This window comes from Pontibacter beigongshangensis, from assembly GCF_014332515.1.
Taxonomy (GTDB): domain Bacteria; phylum Bacteroidota; class Bacteroidia; order Cytophagales; family Hymenobacteraceae; genus Pontibacter; species Pontibacter beigongshangensis.
Genome location: NZ_VFSD01000021.1, coordinates 65,990 through 84,268, shown reverse-complemented (window position 1 = coordinate 84,268; position 18,279 = coordinate 65,990). Strand labels below are relative to the sequence as shown.

The window sequence follows — 18,279 nt, the reverse complement described above, 5'->3', positions numbered from 1 at the left end:
GATGGAACAGTATACCAGGACAATAAAAACGCATCCATGAAACACATAAATCTAAAAACCGGATTCTTCCTTGTGCTACTGGGCCTCGGTTCCTGCCAGACGCAGCAAACGGTAACACAGCCAGCCGTAAACCAGCGCGCTGTCTGGCAGTCCGTAGCCTATACCATCTACCCGGACAGGGTAGTACAGCAGGAGCATGAGGCAAAGGTGCTGTCTTCTACCGAGATGATTTCTAACTACCAGAGCCCTGCCAATGAGTTTCAGAGCCCGGAACTGGTGTTTAAGTTCAGCATAAATGGCAAAGACAACGAAATGATTTCGGGCAAGGATCACCGTTTTATCTGCTCCTCCGAAAGTGGTGGCTGCGTAACGCCTGTTATCACCTTCGGAAAGCAATATGTGGATACTTCCGTTGTGCCGGCTAATACCTTTCTGACGCCCAATACTACCTTTACTGTGAAGCTGGACATGCGGCATGTGCTGCAGTCGTTTGAGAAGCAGGGCTATTACATTACCTTCGACGGCACTAAAATCTATAAAGAAGATTTTAAGCAGGTGTTCATCGCCGGCAACACGGCTCCGCTCATGTGGGACTTCGACAATCTAGTGAACAAACCGGAGCTGGAACTGAAGGATCCGGAAAAAGATGGTATCTACGAAGTGACGCTTACGCTGAACAAACCGGAGGAGAAAAAAGCAACCGCTGGCAATTGGAAACTGACACACAACCTCTCCGCTTTCCCGCAATACAAATCGGATTACCCGCTGACGGACGTGCTCTACAACTTGTCCCTGGAAGAGATGCAGCAGGACATTGAGACTGACAGCACCTTCCGGACAGGTGAGGAGTGGGCAGGCGTCTGGACCCGCGACATCAGCTACAGCATCATCCTCAGCATGGCCACGCTGCAGCCCAAAGTGTCGCAGTACAGCCTGATGCGCAAGGTGCAGAACGGACGAATAATCCAGGACACAGGCACCGGTGGTGCTTACCCCGTCTCCACCGACCGCATAGTGTGGGCTGATGCTGCCTGGGAAATTTATAAAGTAACCGGCGACAAAAAATGGCTGCAGCAAGCCTACGACATCATCCGCAACTCCGTGGAAGACGACCTGAAAAACGCCTACGACCGCGAAACCGGACTCGTGAAAGGAGAATCCTCGTTCCTCGACTGGCGCGAGCAGACCTATCCGAAGTGGATGCAGCCGGTGGATATTTACGAATCGGAATGCCTGGGTACCAACGCCGTTCACTACCGCGCCAATGTTATCCTGTCAGAGATGGCAAAGCTGCTGAACGACGGGAAGGCCGCTGCTAAATACCAGGACATTGCCGAGGTAATTAAAAAAGGCATGAACGACTACCTTTGGATGGCGAACAAAGGCTACTACGGGCAATACCTGTACGGTCGTAATTATAAAATACTGTCGCCACGGTCCGAGGCACTGGGAGAGGCGCTGGCGGTACTGTATGATATAACAGATGAGGCAAAGGAAAAAATGGTCGTGGAAAATACCCCTGTTAACGCCTACGGCATACCGAGTATATTCCCGCATATTCCAAATATCCCGCCTTACCACAACAACGGCATCTGGCCCTTTGTGCAGGCTTACTGGTCGCTGGCAGCCGCCAAAGCCGGCAACGAGCAGGCGCTGACCGAAAGCATGAGCGCCATTTACCGACCAGCTGCCCTGTTCCTGACAAACAAGGAGAACTTCGTAGCCAGCAACGGCGACTTCGCCGGAACCCAGATTAACTCCAGCAGGCAGTTGTGGAGCGTGGCCGGTAACATCAGCATGGTCTATAAAGTGCTGTACGGGATAGATTTCCAAATGAACAGCCTCGTGTTCAAACCGTTCGTGCCGAAAGCCTACAACGGAAAGCGCAACCTCACCAATTTCAAATACCGCCAGGCCGTGCTGGATATTGAAATGGAAGGCTATGGCAACCGGATAAAAGCTATCACACTGGATGGCAAACCGCTGGCTAATGCCGAAGTGCCGGGTGACCTGCAGGGAAGGCATCAGGTGAAAATAGTGCTCACCAGTACTAATGTGCCGGAGCAGCAATTAAACAGGGTGGAGCACCTGGTGTCACCAGCAGCTCCTGAGGTAAGCATTGCGGGCAGTAGCTTAAGCTGGAAACAGGTAGAAGGCGCTGCCACCTATAAAGTGCTGAAGAACGGCAAAGTAGTAACTACCACTACCACGACTACCTACCCACTACCAGGAAATGGCTATGCCGAATATCAGGTAATAGCCGTAAGCGGGGCAGGAGTAGAGTCGTTTGCCAGCGAGCCGCTGGTTACGCTAACAGGCAGTGTGCAGATATATGAACTGGAAAATGCAGCTCTAAAGGCAGCCTTACCTTATAAAGGCTTTGCAGGCACCGGCTTTGTGGAGATAGCGAAGCAGAAGAACACCACCCTTAAAGTAAATATAACAGTACCGGCACCGGGATTGTATGCCATCGACTTCCGTTACGCCAACGGCAACGGTCCCACTAACACCCAGAACAAATGTGCGATCAGAACACTCCGTGTGAATGATGCATTTGCCGGTACTGTTGTGCTTCCGCAGCGCGGCACCGACGAGTGGTCCAACTGGGGGTACACCAATCCTGTACAGGTGCCGCTTGAAAAAGGCACACACGCTGTCACCATTTCCTTTGAACCCGCCAACGAAAACATGAACCTGGAAATTAACCAAGCCATGCTCGACAATATGCGGGTGGTTAAAATTAAGTAAGCAAAAATAGCACCGGCACAGGCCGGTGTTACTTCTACAACCATTTACCTTAATGAATATTTCTAGTTTTCAACTTGTGGCTTCCCTGAGGCAAGCTTTCAGCCTGCGAATACCAGCTTCTGATGCACAAGCCACGCAAGCTCAAAGCATACCCTTTAAAACTCCAAGTTAAAAACATGAAGCAGTTGAGATGGCTATTTTTTGTCCCCTTTGAAAGAAGCTTGGGGATGATTTACACATGTGAACAATATTTTAGACCTATGCTGCACAATCATCAGCTCAAAATTTGCCTTCAGTCGCTGCAACATCTCCTTTACCTCCTTCAAAAAAGACCTTTTGCTCATTTTCATCATTTCCCATCACGAACATGAAAAAGTATTTACTTCTCTTTCTCTACACTTTTCTGTCCCTGAGCGTCTACGCTCAGAAAACGCAACAATCCGTCAGCCCCGGCAAGTGCACTTCCTATACCGTAAATGGTAACAAGGTAATTTTCAATTGCGAGAATGGCTCTAAAGTACAACTTCAGCTCTGCAGCAGAAGTGTGGTGAAGGTTTGGTACGAACCAATTGGAGAGTTTAAACGAACAAACGAATCGTTTGCCGTGGTAAACGAGCAGCTGGAGGAGATGGGCACGCTGCAAGTAAACGAGCAGCCGCAAGCCTACGAGCTTTTCACAGATTTCCTGCGGATACGGGTAAACAAAGAGCCATTCCAGCTTCATTTTTTCGACAAGTACCAGAAACCGCTGCTCAGCGATTTCAAAGACAAGGGCCTGGTGAAAGAAGGTGACAAACTAGTAGCCTATAAAGCGATGAAGTCAGATGAGCAGTTCTTTGGGCTGGGGGAAAAGGCTGGCCCGCTAAACAAACGAGGCCGCTCCTATAAGATGTGGAACAGCGATCAGCCCTGTTATGGTGCTGCACAGGACCCGCTCTACAAGAGCATCCCATTCTTTATGAGCAGCTACAACTACGGTATCTTCTTCGACAACACTTACAAATCAGAATTCAAATTCGGTACCGAGTCCAGCGACTACTACAGCTTCGAGGCGCCCGGAGGCGAAATGCTATATTATTTCATATTCGGGAATAATTACAAGCAGATAATTCAGAACTATATTCAGTTGACTGGGCAGCCTATCATGCCGCCGAAGTGGGCGCTCGGTTTCTCGCAGAGCCGTGGCTTGTATAAGAGCGAACAACAAGCCCGTGAAATAGCGGCTGAATTCAGGATGCGCCAAATACCAAACGACATCATGTACCAAGACATTGGTTGGGTGCAGGGCCTGCAGGATTTTGACTGGAAGAAAAATAATTACTCCGACCCGGCCAAAATGGTAAAAGACCTGGAAGCAATGGGCTTTAAAATGATTATCTCGCAAGACCCTGTCATTTCGCAGGCAAACGAAAAGCAGTGGCGGGAGGCTGATTCGCTTGGGTTCCTAACCACTGACACCCGAACCGGCAAATCCTACAACATGCCCTGGCCCTGGGGCGGCGACTGCGGCGTGGTGGACTTCACCAAACCAGGCGTAGCCGATTGGTGGGGTAAATATCAGCAAAAGCCGCTGAACGATGGTGTGCGCGGCTTCTGGACAGACATGGGCGAGCCTGCCTGGAGCAACGAAGATGCCACCGATCGCCTCTATATGAAGCACCACCTGGGCATGCACGACGAAATTCATAACGTGTACGGCCTGACATGGGATAAAATTGTAACAGAGCAGTTCGAGAAGCACAACCCAAACCAGCGCATTTTCCAGATGACACGGGCAGCCTATGCAGGCCTCCAGCGCTACACCTTTGGATGGTCCGGCGACGCCGGTAACGGCAATAACGTACTGGACGGCTGGCATCAGCTGGCCAACCAGATACCGCTGAGCCTGTCGGCCGGAATGGGCGGCATCCCGTTCTGGGCCTGCGACATCTCCGGTTACTGCGGCGACATCACCGACTACCCGGCCATGGCAGAGTTGTATGTGCGCTGGCTGCAGTTCGGTGTGATGAACCCGCTGAGCAGGGCGCACCACGAAGGTGATAATGCCGTGGAGCCTTGGCGGTTCGGTAAGGAAGCAGAGCGCATCTCAAAAAAAGCTATCGAGCTGAAGTACCGGCTGTTCCCTTACATTTACACCTACGCCCGTGAAGCACACGACACCGGTGTTCCGCTAATGCGCGCACTGCTGCTGGAGTACCCCAACGACCCGGAGACTTTCAAAACAGATGGGCAATACCTGTTTGGCAGGGAACTGTTGGTGGCACCGGTAGTGGAGAAAGGAGCAACATCTAAACGGGTATACCTGCCGGAAGGGGAGTGGATAGATTTCAACGATGGCAAGACCAGCTACAAAGGCTCCCGCTGGATAGATTATGAGGCGCCGTTGGAAGTAACACCATTGTTTGTGAAAAGAGGCGCTATTATCCCGATGATGCCCGTGATGCAGTACATACATGAGCAACCGGTCTATCCGGTGAGCTTGGAGATTTTCCCGGCTGTGCAGAACCAGCAGGCTACGTTCGCATTGTACGAAGATGACGGCGAAACAAACGATTATAAGAAAAGCATCTACAGCAAAACGAGGTTTTCTTGCGCTACTACCAAAGAAGGTTATGATGTGAAAGTACACGGACGGGAAGAAAATGGCTACAAGGTGCCAGGCAGCCGGAATTATGTACTTAAACTGCACCTGGAGCAAAAGCCGAAGTCTGTCCTTTTAAATGGGAAAAAAGTTAAAACAGTTAAACAGGCCGAATTACAGAAGTCAACAGAAGCAGATATGAAAAGCCTGCTCTGGAGCTGGAACAAAGAAAGCGGAGTGTGCTCCATCAAAGTGCCTGATACCGGGAAGGAAGTACAGGTGCTGGTGGTTAAATAACAGGAGCATGGCCTATCTCATCTTTTTATTGGGATTCTGGGAAGCATGTTTGAAGACAGTGGCAGCTATATAGAGTTATTATTACAAAACGCCTATATTTTTGGTTGTTTTTCCTCCTCCTCCCTTAGGTGTTGTAGACCTAGCTTCGTGAAGTAAAAAGATTTGGGGCAATTGAAATCTATTTGAAGCTAAATAGTGGAAGCCATTACATTCCCTTTTTCTCTTGAAGAGATTTTACTTACATCTATTATTATGCTTTGGTCATTCTATAAAATAATTGCAGTAATAAAAATCAACCTTACCATTTTGAATGCCTTATATATGCTTTGGTACATACTCTTTAAGGTACTATCAAATTACTGCTACAATCTAACACTCTACTTGATTTAATGTAACTATTAGTTACACTAAAATTGGCATATTGTGTTCTATGTCTTTCATAAACCTCATGAAACCTAAACAAATACCTTACCTAAATTATGTCAAAGATTAGAGTTGCAATTAACGGTTTTGGCCGCATCGGCCGCCTTACCTTCCGGACGCTACAGTCCAAGGATAACGTAGAGGTAGTCGCCATCAACGACCTGACCAACACCAAAACACTGGCCCACCTGTTAAAATACGATTCTGTTCACGGCCGCTTCAACGGCACGGTAGAAGCTACTGAAGGTGCCATCGTGGTAAACGGTACTTCTATACAGGTAACAGCAGAGCGTGACCCTAAAAACCTGCCATGGGGCAGACTGGGCGTAGACGTAGTGCTTGAGTCTACTGGCCGCTTCGTGGACGAAGCCGGTGCCGGTTCTCACCTGGAAGCCGGTGCCGGTTCTCACCTGGAAGCCGGTGCCCGTAAAGTAGTTATCTCGGCTCCTGCCAAAGGCAATATTGCCACTGTCGTACTGGGTGTAAACGAAGATACTCTCACAGGCGATGAACGTATTGTTTCCAACGCTTCCTGCACCACCAACTGCCTGGCTCCTATGGCCAAGGTATTGGACGATGCTTTCGGAATCGAGAAAGGCTATATCACCACTGTACACGCTTACACAGCTGACCAGAACCTGCAGGACGGCCCGCACAGCGAATTGAGAAGAGCACGTGCTGCTGCCCTTTCTATTGTACCTACTTCTACCGGTGCTGCCAAGGCCGTAGGTTTAGTACTTCCCCACCTGAAAGGCAAGCTGGACGGTGTGGCCATGCGTGTGCCAATCCCTACCGGCTCTTTAACCGACCTTACCTGCATCCTGAGAAGAGAAGTAACCAAGGAAGAAATAAACGCTGCCATGAAAACAGCCGCTGAAGGACCTATGAAAGGCATTTTGGAGTATACAGAAGACCCTATCGTTTCCGTTGATATTGTAGGCAACCCGCACTCGAGCATCTTCGATGCCGAGCAGACTTCCTGCAACGGTACACTGGTGAAAGTAGTAGCCTGGTACGACAACGAGACCGGCTACTCTAACCGGGCCGCTGACCTTATCGCACGTATTGGCGCCTAAGCAACAGCTGGTTATTGCAATATAAAAGTAAGAAAGCCCACCGGAAGGTGGGCTTTTATCTAAACTAACATCTATCTGCCATGAAAAGAATAGGGGTTTTTACATCCGGAGGCGACGCACCAGGCATGAATGCATGCTTGCGAGCTGTGGTTCGTACAGCTATTTACCATGGCATTGAAGTATACGGCATCCGACGCGGCTATAGCGGCATGATTCATGGCGACTTCTGCAAACTGGAGTCCCATTCAGTAAGTAACCTGGTACAAAAGGGCGGTACTTTCCTAAAGTCGGCCAGAAGTCCTGAATTCATGACAAAAGAAGGCAGGCAAAAAGCGTATGAACAAATTCAAAGTGCCGGAATAGAAGGTCTGGTAGCTATTGGAGGTAACGGTACTTTTACAGGTGCCACAAAATTCTACGACGAATTCGGCATCCCGACAGTAGGTGCACCCGGCACCATTGACAACGACCTGTTCGGCACCGACTATACCATTGGTTATGACACCGCCGTAAACACAGCCCTCGACTCAATCGACAAAATTCGCGATACCGCCGACAGCCACGACCGTGTGTTCTTTATCGAAGTGATGGGCCGCGACTCCGGTTATATTGCCGTGCCGTGTGCCATAGGTGGAGGCGCTGAGATTGCCATGATACCGGAGGCGACAGTTACCGTGGAGAGTATTATTGATAAAATAAAGATTGACTGGTTACACGCTAAGACATCGTCTATTGTAATAATAGCAGAGGGCGAAGTAGAGGGTGGCTCTACAAAAGTAGCAGCCAAAGTAAGAGAGGCCTTACCTGATATGGATGCCCGCGTTACCATTCTCGGACACGTGCAGCGGGGCGGAGCACCTACTGCATTCGACCGTCTGCTGGCAAGCCGGTTGGGCATTGCCTGCGTGAAAGGATTGCTGGAAGGTCAGAAAGACGTAATGGCCGGTACCATCAATTCCAAACTGGTGTACACACCATTAATCGATACTATCGCCAAGAAAAAAGAAATCAGCCCGGAATATACCCGTATGATTGAAATCCTGTCTATTTAGTTATTTAAATAATGAAATTTAGAATGAATATTTAATCAAAACAGCGCCTTCCTGCTTGTATAGAAAAAGCCCAGGAATCCTCACATATCCCGGGGCTTGAAAAGCTAAACCGTAGTTCTCGTGGTACTGCTTGACCTTGTGGTTGCCGTGCTGGTCCTTTTCCCCCAGGTCCAGCTGCAGCCAGGCTTTGTAGGGCTGCCCTTCGGCATTGACCAGCTCCTTGTGCACCGACCTGCCGTTTAAGAGGTTATAGGCCTCGCGGGCGGTGATGCCGCTGTTTTTGTTGATGTAGAAGGTCTGCGAAGTTTCCCCGGCGGAGGTGTCGGGCTTGAGCGTGGCCTCATACTTGTTGAAAAAGTATAGGTCGCTCTGGTCTGAGCGGCGAAAGTGCAGCCTGTAGTCCACCGTGCTGTCGAAGTAGGGCTTCTGCAGCCTCAGTTCAAAGTCCGGTTTCTGCTCCCGCACGTTTTTTTCCAGTTCCTCATGGAGGTTGGTGCCAAAGCCCGTGTATTTGAGGCCATCTTTCAGGTAGTCCAGGTTGTTCTTGTTCATAGTAGTGAATTTTAAGTGGATGAAATAGCTGTTTTAGCGTGATGGTGGAAGCACCTTTGGATAGGGAAATTAAAGCAGCAGGGGGCATGCCTGCAGGATGTCCTTGCCGCGTACCTTGAGCTGGAGGTGCCTGCCGCCGTTCTTTTCAAAGAGCTCCACGACCAGCTCCCTGCCTTTGGTGATGGGCGCTTTCTCCAGGGCAAAGACAAGTACTTTCGTGCCGCCCGCCTCCACGGTTTTCTCTTCGTAGCCATAGGCATACAGCGGGATTCGCTCCTCTTCCTGCGTGGCGGTGCGCTTTACCTGTTTCCGGTCCCTGAGACTGAAGCGGACAAAGTCGATGTCGTAGGGGACGGGGGATTTGTTGGAGAGCACCAGCCGATAGAAGAAGGTGTTGCCCTGTACATAGATGCCTTCCAGGATAGCCTTCACCTTGCCTGCCTTGTCTTTGATGCCGTAGCAGCGCCGGGGCTCCCCGGCCAGCAGGTTGCTAATGGTTTGGAGCTGCTCCTGGTTCAGGTCCGTGTTGGCAAAAACAACCGGAGCCGCGCCCGTGGTGGGAGGTTCGAGTTTGACTAGTGTGGTAGCAGGATTGTCGGCATAGGTCACTTCAAAGCTGTAGAGCCTGCCGTCGGAGGTGATAACGGTTAGGTTGGTTTCCGTGAAGCCTTCCTGTGCTGCTTTCAGCTGAAGCACGTTCTCCACTTTTTCTGGCACCTGGGCCAGGATATCGCGGCTGCCACGGTCTACGCTTCGGATGGTATAGGGGAATACCAGCGTCGTGGTCTTCTGGGAAGTTAGCTCGAGTGCTTTTTGTGGATGGTCCTGCGCAGTCACTGTTAATTGAAGCAGTACCAGGCTTAGGAAAGAAAGGAGAAGGTTCTTTTTCATGATGGAATGAAAGGGTTTAGGTGTAAAAGAAAGTTGCTGTACAAATAAATGATCTTACCGGCGGGTGCCCTGGTCACGCAGCAGGAGGCGGTGCCCTGCATGGACGGTCACTTTCAGTTGCCGGGTTCTCCTGCTTCCGTTGTTCTCAATAATTAGTACCTACAAATAATGGCTGCTGAACTACTAAATAACATTAGTACATTCCGGCGCTTTGAGATATTCTTTAGTACAACTATCTTCGGGTATTTATAAAGCTTAAAATTGGATCGCACTATGAAAAAATGGAGTATCTTAATTACCATAATCTTCCTGATATATACTCCATCTGCATTTTCAATGTCGCCGCCAGACAGCTTGCTTTCGGAGCTGAGCTTGGTAATCGAAAACAGAGAAAAGTACATCGACCAGACGAACCAACGGATCGAGAACCTGACCAACAAGCTATCTGATAATGACTTATCGCTGTTACAGCAGTTTGATCTTTACAACAAGTTGTATTTTGAGTACAGGTCCTTTAAGTTCGACTCCGCCTTTACTTACGCCCGCAAGCTTCAGGAAACTGCCCACGAGCTCGACGATTCAACCAGAATTACTTATGCCAGGCTTAAGCTTAGTTTTACCATGCTCTCGTCCGGCATGTTCAAAGAAACACTCGACTCCCTAAACGCCGTTAATATTGCCACTACCCCTGACAGCATTAAAATTGATTACTATTCGCTCAAAGCCAGGGCCTACTACGATTTGGCAGCCTATAACATGGATAATTACTTTGCCAGCCGTTATATCCGGCAGGGCAATGCTCTGTTAGATTCTGCTATTGTGCTGAGCGAGGAAAACAGCCTGCAATACTACTCGTTGTTAGGGTTAAAAAGCCTGAAGGAAAAGAACTATGAAAAAGCTAAAAAGACTTTCCACCTGATCCTGGAAAAATTTGAGCTTTCAGAGCATGAGTATGCTATTGCGGCTTCGTCGCTGGCCATTGCCTACCAGGAAACAGGCAGTACCGAAAAGGCGATCGAGCTGATGACCCGCGCTTCTATGGCCGACCTAAAGTCATCCACGACAGAGGCCGTTGCGCTGATGACCCTGGCAGAGTACCTCTATAACACCGGCGACGAGAGCCGGGCCTACGATTATATAAAGCAGGCCCTGCACGACGCTACCTTTTATGGGGCCAGGCAGCGCAAGATCCAGGTGGCAGCCATTTTGCCGATTATAGAAGGGGAGCGGCTGGCGACGGTAGAGAGGCAGCGCCGCAGTCTGTTTATCTACTCCGTAGCCGTTACACTCCTGTCGGTGCTGGTGATCCTATTTGCCATCATCATTTTCAGGCAGCTGAAACAGCTGCGGGAAGCTAAACGCACGGTTACGGAGGCAAACAATAACCTACAGGAGATGAATGAGCGCCTAATGGAAGCAAACAAAATCAAGGAAGAGTACATCGGCTATTCCTTTAATGTTTACTCCGATTATCTCGACAAAATCGAGAAGTTCAAGAAATCAATCGACAAAAAGTTAATGGCCCGGAAGTTCGACGAGATAAACCATGTCATGAAGTCCATTAACCTGAAGAAGGAGCGGGAGGCGCTTTACCTGAGTTTCGACAAAATCTTTATCAAACTGTTCCCCAATTTTGTTCCGGTGTTCAACTCATACTTCCGCGAAGAGGACAAGATCGTGATGAAGGACAACCAGTCGCTGAACATTGAACTCCGCATATTTGCCCTGCTCCGGATAGGAATTCACGATCATGAGCAGATTGCCCGCATCCTGGAGTATTCGGTAAGTACCATCTACAACTATAAGACAAAAGTGCGCAACAGATCCATCTTACCAAACGAGGAGTTTGAAAGGCGCATCATGGAAATTAAAGCTTTCTGACACTACGTCTAGCGGCTGCCACTGAATCCGTGCTATAAATTATTTGAATCAAAATTCCCCTCCGGAGCTTCTGCCACTCCTGATGCTGCTCCTCCTTGCCTTGGTACACCTCAGCCTGCTCCGACCCATAAGAGTGCCAAACATACATAGTATGTTACCTGTTTTATGGTTGTAACGTAATAGAGAAAATCCGTTACAGCAGGCTCTCCGCATCTTTGTGCTAACATTAATTGTTGTGTAGTATTAATAGCTAATGTTTGTTCAGTTAATAGCCTGAATTACCCCTACTTTAGAGTTACTTTTTTTTACAAAAGAGTGTTAATTAAAATCCTGATTGTCAGTTGGTTGTTATCTGTGAAAGGGTGTTATTTTCTACTCTTTATATACAATAATTGAAGATGCAGTGCAAGTCATACAAATTTGTAAAAAGCATACTATTGTTAGTTCAGTTTACATGCCTTCTTTTAATCATAAGCTAACGCAGCGTTACGTTCCGTTCGGAAAGAAACCGGGAACTGAAAGGTGTGGCGGAGACGGGAGCAAAACAGGAACTGCGAAGAAAATTCATAACCAGATGTCACACAATTTAAACAGCTACACTATGATGTATTTTACACAACAAGGTATTTTAAACGCTAGGCAGTGCCAGGTTCGCTTATGAGCGGTTCTACAGTAAGTGATGTGGCATAAAGGTGCGGGCCTACTGCAAGCAACACCCGGCACCAGAACCATATAACAACTACTACAGCCTGCCTTAGGCTCAAACAGCAGCCACCCTGACTCGCCAGGATCTTTCTTTAAAAGGCCCGGGCATTTTTACTAATCAACATTTTAAGCACACATTAATCATTTAACCGAGCATTTAATATGAATAAATGTATAACAACCTGGCTACAGCAGGCGCTACAGGCATCCCTGACCAAAGGGCTTGTTCCGAAAGATAAGCTTGTTCTATTCCCTTTGCTTTTTGCGTTCCTGCTAATGTCTGTGTCAGTGCAGGCCCAGGAGGGAATTACCGTAAACGGAAAGGTGCAGGATGAGAGCGGCTTTGGATTACCAGGCGTAAAAGTGATGCTAAAAGGCACCACTACAGCGGTTCCTACCGATCTGGATGGTAATTTTTCGATTACTATACCTGATGGTAATAGTACTCTTGTTTTGTCCTACATAGGCTTTCAGACGCAGGAGGTGCCTGTAAACAACCGTTCCACCATTGCTGTGGTGCTGGCTCCTGACTCCAAAACATTGGGAGAGGTAGTGGTAGTGGGGTACGGTACGCAGCGCAGGCAGGATATAACAGGAGCTGTAACAGCAATTTCCGAAGAGGATTTTGTGCAGGGGCAGATAACAACGCCGGAACAGCTGATCAGCGGAAAAGTGGCCGGTGTGCAGATCACCTCTAACGGTGGCGCTCCGGGCGCAGGCAGCCGCATCAGGATCAGGGGTGGGGCCTCGCTCAATGCCAGCAACGACCCGCTTATTGTGATAGATGGCGTGCCGCTGGAAAACTCGGCTGTGTCAGGTACAGCCAACCCACTCAGCTTCCTTAACCCGAACGATATCGAGACATTTAACATCCTTAAAGATGCTTCTGCCACTGCTATTTATGGTTCCAGGGCCTCTAACGGAGTTATCATCATCACGACCAAAAAAGGGCAGTTAGGCCAGAAGCTGAAACTGAACTTCAGCACCATGCACACACTCTCCGTAGTTGGAGATAAAGTAGATGTCCTGTCGGCCGATGAATTCCGGGCTGTGGTAAACGAGCGTGGTACCGAGGCACAGAAAGCCTTGTTAGGCGATGCCAGCACCGATTGGCAGGACCTGATTTTCCGTAAAGCCTATACCACCGACAATAACGTTGGCTTCAGTGGATCTATAAAAGGAATAGAGCTGCCATACCGTGTATCGCTCGGCTACCTTAACCAGCAGGGGGTGCTGCTGCGGGATAACTTTCAGCGCGGGTCGGCAACCCTTAACCTGAACCCTTCTTTTCTTGATGATCACCTGCGGGTGAACCTGAACCTAAAAGGCGCTCAGACCAAGAGCCATTTCGCTGACCATGGTGCCATAGGGGCAGCAGTGGCTTTTGATCCTACCAAGCCAGCTTATGCTGATAACCGTTTCGGAGGCTACTACCAATGGACTGAGCCAAGCGGCAACTTTAACACCCTAGCTACCCGCAACCCACTCAGCATGCTAAACCAGCGCGACGATGAAGGCGAAGTGAAAAGAGCCATCGGTAACCTGCAGCTCGATTACCGTTTCCATTTCCTGCCTGACCTGAGAGCCAACCTCAACCTGGGTTTCGACCGTACCAAAGGCGAAGGCTTTACACGCTATGCGGCTGATTTCGCTCCTAATGCATTTGAGGGAGGAAGGTTGTCAAGATACTCGCAAGAGAAGGAGAATGACTTGGTCGATTTTTACCTGAATTATGTAAAAGATATCACCGCCATCAGCAGCCGCGTAGATGTTACGGCCGGTTATTCTTATCAGGAATTTTCCATTAACGAACCATCTTTTCCTATTGTAAACCTGGTAGACACTGTACTGGCAGCGGCAGGAAATCCTTCTCTTCCATATTTTCGCCTTAAGTCTTTCTTTGGCCGGGTAAACTATTCCTTGATGGACCGCTACATTTTCACAGCCACCGTACGTCGTGACGGCTCCTCCAGGTTCAGCCCGGAGAACCGATGGGGTACTTTCCCTGCCCTGGCCCTGGCCTGGAGAATTAGCGAGGAACCTTTCCTGAGAGAATCGAAAACCATTTCGGACCTGAAACTGAGACTAGGCTATGGCGTGACGGGGCAGCAGGATATAGGTGAGCGAAATGTTTTCCCGTACCTGCCGAACTATACCCCTTCCGACAACAGGGCCTCTTACCAGTTAGGGAACCAGTGGTATAACACTCTCCGTCCGGAAGGCTACGACACCGGCATTAAGTGGGAAGAAACAGTGACCTACAACGCCGGCCTTGATTATGGGTTTATGGATGGCCGACTGAATGGTACCCTGGATTACTACCATAAGAAAACCAAAGATTTACTCGCACAGGTGGCAGTACCGGCCGGGACTAACCTTACAAACGAGCTGATTACGAATGTTGGCAATATAGAGACCAAAGGCCTGGAGGCGGCTCTTAACTACACCGCCATCAGCACCGAGAAACTGACCTGGGACATTGGCATAAACGGTACCTACAACAAAATAGAGATCACCAACCTGAGCAGGGTAGAAGACCCTGATTTTGTCGGATACTTCGTAGGTGGCATAGCCGGTGGCGTAGGCAACAACATCCAGATTCATTCGGTTGGCTATGCGCCCTTTAGCTTTTATGTGTACAAGCAGGTATACGACGCAGCAGGTAAACCTCTCGAAGGCATCTATGCAGACCTGAACGGCGATGGTGTCATTTCTGAAAGCGACAAGTACCGCTATAAGGCGCCAAACCCAACTGCCTTTTTTGGCTTTAACTCGCAACTGACCTACGGCAATTTCAATTTCAGTTTTGTGATGCGCGGCAACGTTGGCAACTACCTGTATAACAACGTGTATTCCAACAACGGTGCCTACAGAGCCTTCTCCTTCTCCAATTACCTGACTAACGTTTCCAGAAATGTGCAGGAAACACAGTTTCAGGATTTTCAGTTGTTCTCCGATTACTACATGGAGAATGCCTCTTTCCTGCGCATGGAGAACATCAGCTTTGGCTATAACTTCGGCCGTATTTTAAATGATAAAGCAGGTCTTCGGCTAACTGCCAACATACAGAATGCCTTTGTCATCACGAAGTACAGAGGGCTGGATCCGGAGATTCCCAGCGGTATCGACAACAACTTCTACCCAAGACCCCGGGTTTTTGCGCTTGGTTTAAACTTCGAACTTTAATTTGCTAAATCTGAATTCCGATGAATATTAAATTGATAAAAAACCTCGCACTGGCCGGTATTTTCACCTTCACAGTAGCATCCTGCGACCATAGCCTGGAAATTGAGCCGAAGCAGGGGGTGGTGTCTTCTATCGTATACACCGATTTTAACAACTATAAACCGATACTGGCCAAACTATATGCAGGCTACGCGACCAACGGGCAGCAAGGCCCTACCGGGCGCCCTGACATATTGGGTATCGACGAGAACTTCTCTAACTACCTCCGTCAGTACTGGCAGGCACAGGAACTGCCTACCGACGAGGCGGTAATTGCCTGGAACGATGGGAACTTGCGTGACCTCCACGAAATGGACTGGACACCAGCCAACGAATTTATCAGAGTTATTTACAACAGGATTTATTACCAGGTGGCCCTGACCAACGAATTTATCCGCGAAACAACAGACGACTTGCTGAGCAGCCGTGGTATAACCGGCGCTAACCTGGAAGAAGCGAAGCGATACAGAGCCGAAGCCCGTTTTCTAAGAGCTTTAAGCTACTGGCACGCCATCGATTTGTTTGGCAACGTACCTTTCGTAACAGAAAAAGATGCGGTTGGGAACTTCTTTCCGGAGCAGATTTCCAGAGCAGACCTGTTTGCTTATGTGGAGTCGGAGTTGCTGGCCATTGAGTCTGAACTGGTGGATGCGAGACAAAATGAATACGGCAGAGCAGACAAAGCAGCCGCCTGGACCCTGCTGACAAAGCTGTACCTGAACGCCGAAGTGTATACCGGGCAGCCCCGCTACACCGATGCCGTTACCTATGCGAAGCGGGTGATCGAGGCAGGCTATACGTTGCAACCAGTATATGAGCACCTGTTTCTGGCTGATAACCATACCTCGCCTGAAATAATTTTCCCGATTACTTTTGATGGTACCCGCACCATCACCTACGGTGGCATGACATACCTGGTGCATGCCCCGGTTGGAGGAAGTATGCGACCAGCTGATTTTGGCATAAACGGAGGTTGGGGTGGATTACGCACCACCCGTTCTATTGTGGAGCTATTTCCGGACATAACTGGTGCCACCGATAAAAGAGCTAATTTCTATACCGATGGTCAGAACCTCGATATAGAGGATGTGTTCACCTTTACTGAAGGTTATCCGATCATTAAGTTTAGAAATGTGACCTCCGCCGGGCAGGCTGGCTCTGATCGTGTAGGAGACCACCCCGACACAGATTTTCCGATGTTCAGACTTGCCGACGTGTACCTGATGTATGCAGAGGCCGTACTCCGTGGAGGAACTGGCGGCAGCAGCAATGAGGCCCTGCAGTACATCAACCAGCTCCGGTCAAGGGCTTATGGCAACGCTTCCAGTAATATCAGTGCCGGCCAGCTTACCCTGAATTTTATAATTGACGAAAGAGCCCGGGAGTTGAAGTGGGAAGCGCACCGCCGCACCGACCTGATCCGCTTTAACAGGTTTACTACCGGAACCTACGTGTGGGCCTGGAAAGGTGGCGTGAAAGAGGGAAGAGCAGTAGAGAGCTACCGTAACCTGTACTCGATTCCGTCTACCGACCTGACTGCAAACCCGAACCTGGTACAAAATCCCGGATATTCAAGATAATAGGATTAGGCCCGGAGTACAGGCAGCCTTTGGTTGTGCTCCGGGTAACTAAGATTAACCATAAACATCATCTTATATGAAAAAGCAGATACACCATATAGTTTGCCTCCTGGTTTGTTCCCTTACCCTCTGGGCCTGCGACAAAGACGAGGAGATGACCATTGCGCAGCCAGGAACAATTCCTTCGCTCACTGCCACGCAAACCAACCTGGAGTTGGCCGAAGACCTTGGGGCACGCGATGCCGTCACCTTTACCTTTACCACCTCTGATTTTAATTATGCGGCAGCCGTGCGGTATAACCTGCAATTTGCGAAGGAGGATGACACCAACTTTGAGAGCGCCAGTACGGTAGCCCTTAACAACCGGACGGTAAAAACTTTTACGGTTGCAGAGCTGAATGCTATTGCAAACGAGATCGGGCTTCCTACCTTTTCGCCTGCCTTGATGCGGGTAAGGGTAAAGGCCGACATCTCCGATAAATTTGCAGCCGTATATTCCGACCCGCTCCTGATTACAGTTACATCCTACCTTTCCGCACCGCCATATTCAACGCTGTACATGGTTGGCATTGCCACCGAGTTTGCTGGGGATGCAGCCAAGGCTACCCCAATGTTCCGAACAGAAGAGGATGTGTTTATCTACACGTTTACCGGAAGGTTCAGGGCTGGTGAACTCAAATTTATAGGGGAGCTTGGTAAATTGGCGCCAATGTATGGGAATAATGGCAGCGACGGTCTGCAGTTCCGGGAGGCAGAAGCTGATCCTGATCCTGCCCCCTTTGTTATTCCTGCTGAAGGATACTACACCGTTACGCTCAGCCTGCGCGATAACAGCCTGACCATAGAGCCTTATAATGCTGCCAGTGCTCCTACCTATAACGCGATTGGCATTATCGGAGCATTTAATGGCTGGAGCGACGAATTGCCGCTCATGACCAAATCAACCTTTAATCCGCACCTTTGGGATCTGGAGCAGACCTTCGAAGCAGAAACAGAAATGAAATTCAGGATCAAAGAAGGCTGGAGCGTGAACTGGGGAGCCAACGGTGAGCCGACCTCTTTGTACGGAACCGGCGGACAAGATAAGGCTAACCTCATGATACCTGCAGGCACATACCGCATCCTGTTCAATGACCTGACAGGAGAGTACCTGTTCCTGGAAAAATAACAAATTGCCTCTACAATTGCCGGAAAGTGGGCAGCAGCAAATGGGAACACCGGCTGCTGCTGCACCCGCCTTCCTGGAACAGCTTGCCTTACAATTAAAT

Annotated in this window: 10 protein-coding genes; 8 read left to right on the top strand and 2 right to left on the bottom strand. The window is 49.3% G+C overall.

Translation table 11 applies throughout. The features are described from left to right. Nucleotides 1-36: 36 nt before the first annotated feature. From FJM74_RS16600 to pfkA, 4 genes are all read left to right on the top strand, one after another. Nucleotides 37-2,748: an alpha-L-rhamnosidase-related protein gene (locus FJM74_RS16600; RefSeq protein ID WP_187263758.1), complete on the top strand. Its 2,712-nt coding sequence runs from the start codon at nt 37-39 to the stop codon at nt 2,746-2,748. A 367-nt stretch (nt 2,749-3,115) separates the two neighbouring features. Next, nucleotides 3,116-5,626 carry a glycoside hydrolase family 31 protein gene (locus tag FJM74_RS16595; RefSeq protein WP_187263757.1) on the top strand — a complete coding sequence of 837 codons (2,511 nt, stop codon included), beginning with the start codon at nt 3,116-3,118 and terminating at the stop codon, nt 5,624-5,626. A 479-nt stretch (nt 5,627-6,105) separates the two neighbouring features. Then, nucleotides 6,106-7,125: a type I glyceraldehyde-3-phosphate dehydrogenase gene (gap, locus tag FJM74_RS16590; protein ID WP_187263756.1), complete on the top strand. Its 1,020-nt coding sequence runs from the start codon at nt 6,106-6,108 to the stop codon at nt 7,123-7,125. 80 nt (nt 7,126-7,205) lie between these two features. Next, nucleotides 7,206-8,177 (top strand): 6-phosphofructokinase, encoded by a 972-nt coding sequence (gene pfkA, locus FJM74_RS16585; RefSeq protein ID WP_187263755.1) that lies wholly within the window; start codon nt 7,206-7,208, stop codon nt 8,175-8,177. A gap of 18 nt (nt 8,178-8,195) precedes the next feature. On the opposite strand, the gene FJM74_RS16580 is transcribed toward pfkA, so the two are convergent. Continuing rightward, nucleotides 8,196-8,729 (bottom strand): hypothetical protein, encoded by a 534-nt coding sequence (locus tag FJM74_RS16580; protein WP_187263754.1) that lies wholly within the window; start codon nt 8,727-8,729, stop codon nt 8,196-8,198. 69 nt (nt 8,730-8,798) lie between these two features. Continuing rightward, a complete protein-coding gene (gene traN, locus FJM74_RS16575; protein ID WP_187263753.1) occupies nt 8,799-9,620 on the bottom strand; it encodes a conjugative transposon protein TraN in 822 nt (273 codons plus the stop codon). Between the two features lie 336 nt (nt 9,621-9,956). Here traN and FJM74_RS16570 point away from each other — a divergent pair, with 336 nt between their 5' ends. From FJM74_RS16570 to FJM74_RS16555, 4 genes are all read left to right on the top strand, one after another. Next, nucleotides 9,957-11,501 (top strand): DUF6377 domain-containing protein, encoded by a 1,545-nt coding sequence (locus FJM74_RS16570; RefSeq protein WP_241739214.1) that lies wholly within the window; start codon nt 9,957-9,959, stop codon nt 11,499-11,501. A gap of 867 nt (nt 11,502-12,368) precedes the next feature. Then, nucleotides 12,369-15,392, top strand: a complete 3,024-nt coding sequence (locus FJM74_RS16565) for a SusC/RagA family TonB-linked outer membrane protein (protein ID WP_187263751.1) — start codon at nt 12,369-12,371, stop codon at nt 15,390-15,392. A 20-nt stretch (nt 15,393-15,412) separates the two neighbouring features. Then, complete coding sequence (locus tag FJM74_RS16560; RefSeq protein WP_187263750.1) at nt 15,413-17,011, top strand: RagB/SusD family nutrient uptake outer membrane protein; 1,599 nt, start codon at nt 15,413-15,415, stop codon at nt 17,009-17,011. 76 nt (nt 17,012-17,087) lie between these two features. Continuing rightward, entirely contained in the window at nt 17,088-18,179 is a 1,092-nt protein-coding gene (locus FJM74_RS16555; protein WP_187263749.1) for a SusE domain-containing protein, read from the top strand. Nucleotides 18,180-18,279 lie beyond the last annotated feature (100 nt).

Coding starts and splice junctions, on each gene's coding strand:
- FJM74_RS16600 (WP_187263758.1), top strand. CDS start 37: ATGAAACACATAAATCTAAAAACCGGATTCTTCCTTGTGCTACTGGGC.
- FJM74_RS16595 (WP_187263757.1), top strand. CDS start 3,116: ATGAAAAAGTATTTACTTCTCTTTCTCTACACTTTTCTGTCCCTGAGC.
- gap (WP_187263756.1), top strand. CDS start 6,106: ATGTCAAAGATTAGAGTTGCAATTAACGGTTTTGGCCGCATCGGCCGC.
- pfkA (WP_187263755.1), top strand. CDS start 7,206: ATGAAAAGAATAGGGGTTTTTACATCCGGAGGCGACGCACCAGGCATG.
- FJM74_RS16580 (WP_187263754.1), bottom strand. CDS start 8,729: ATGAACAAGAACAACCTGGACTACCTGAAAGATGGCCTCAAATACACG.
- traN (WP_187263753.1), bottom strand. CDS start 9,620: ATGAAAAAGAACCTTCTCCTTTCTTTCCTAAGCCTGGTACTGCTTCAA.
- FJM74_RS16570 (WP_241739214.1), top strand. CDS start 9,957: ATGTCGCCGCCAGACAGCTTGCTTTCGGAGCTGAGCTTGGTAATCGAA.
- FJM74_RS16565 (WP_187263751.1), top strand. CDS start 12,369: ATGAATAAATGTATAACAACCTGGCTACAGCAGGCGCTACAGGCATCC.
- FJM74_RS16560 (WP_187263750.1), top strand. CDS start 15,413: ATGAATATTAAATTGATAAAAAACCTCGCACTGGCCGGTATTTTCACC.
- FJM74_RS16555 (WP_187263749.1), top strand. CDS start 17,088: ATGAAAAAGCAGATACACCATATAGTTTGCCTCCTGGTTTGTTCCCTT.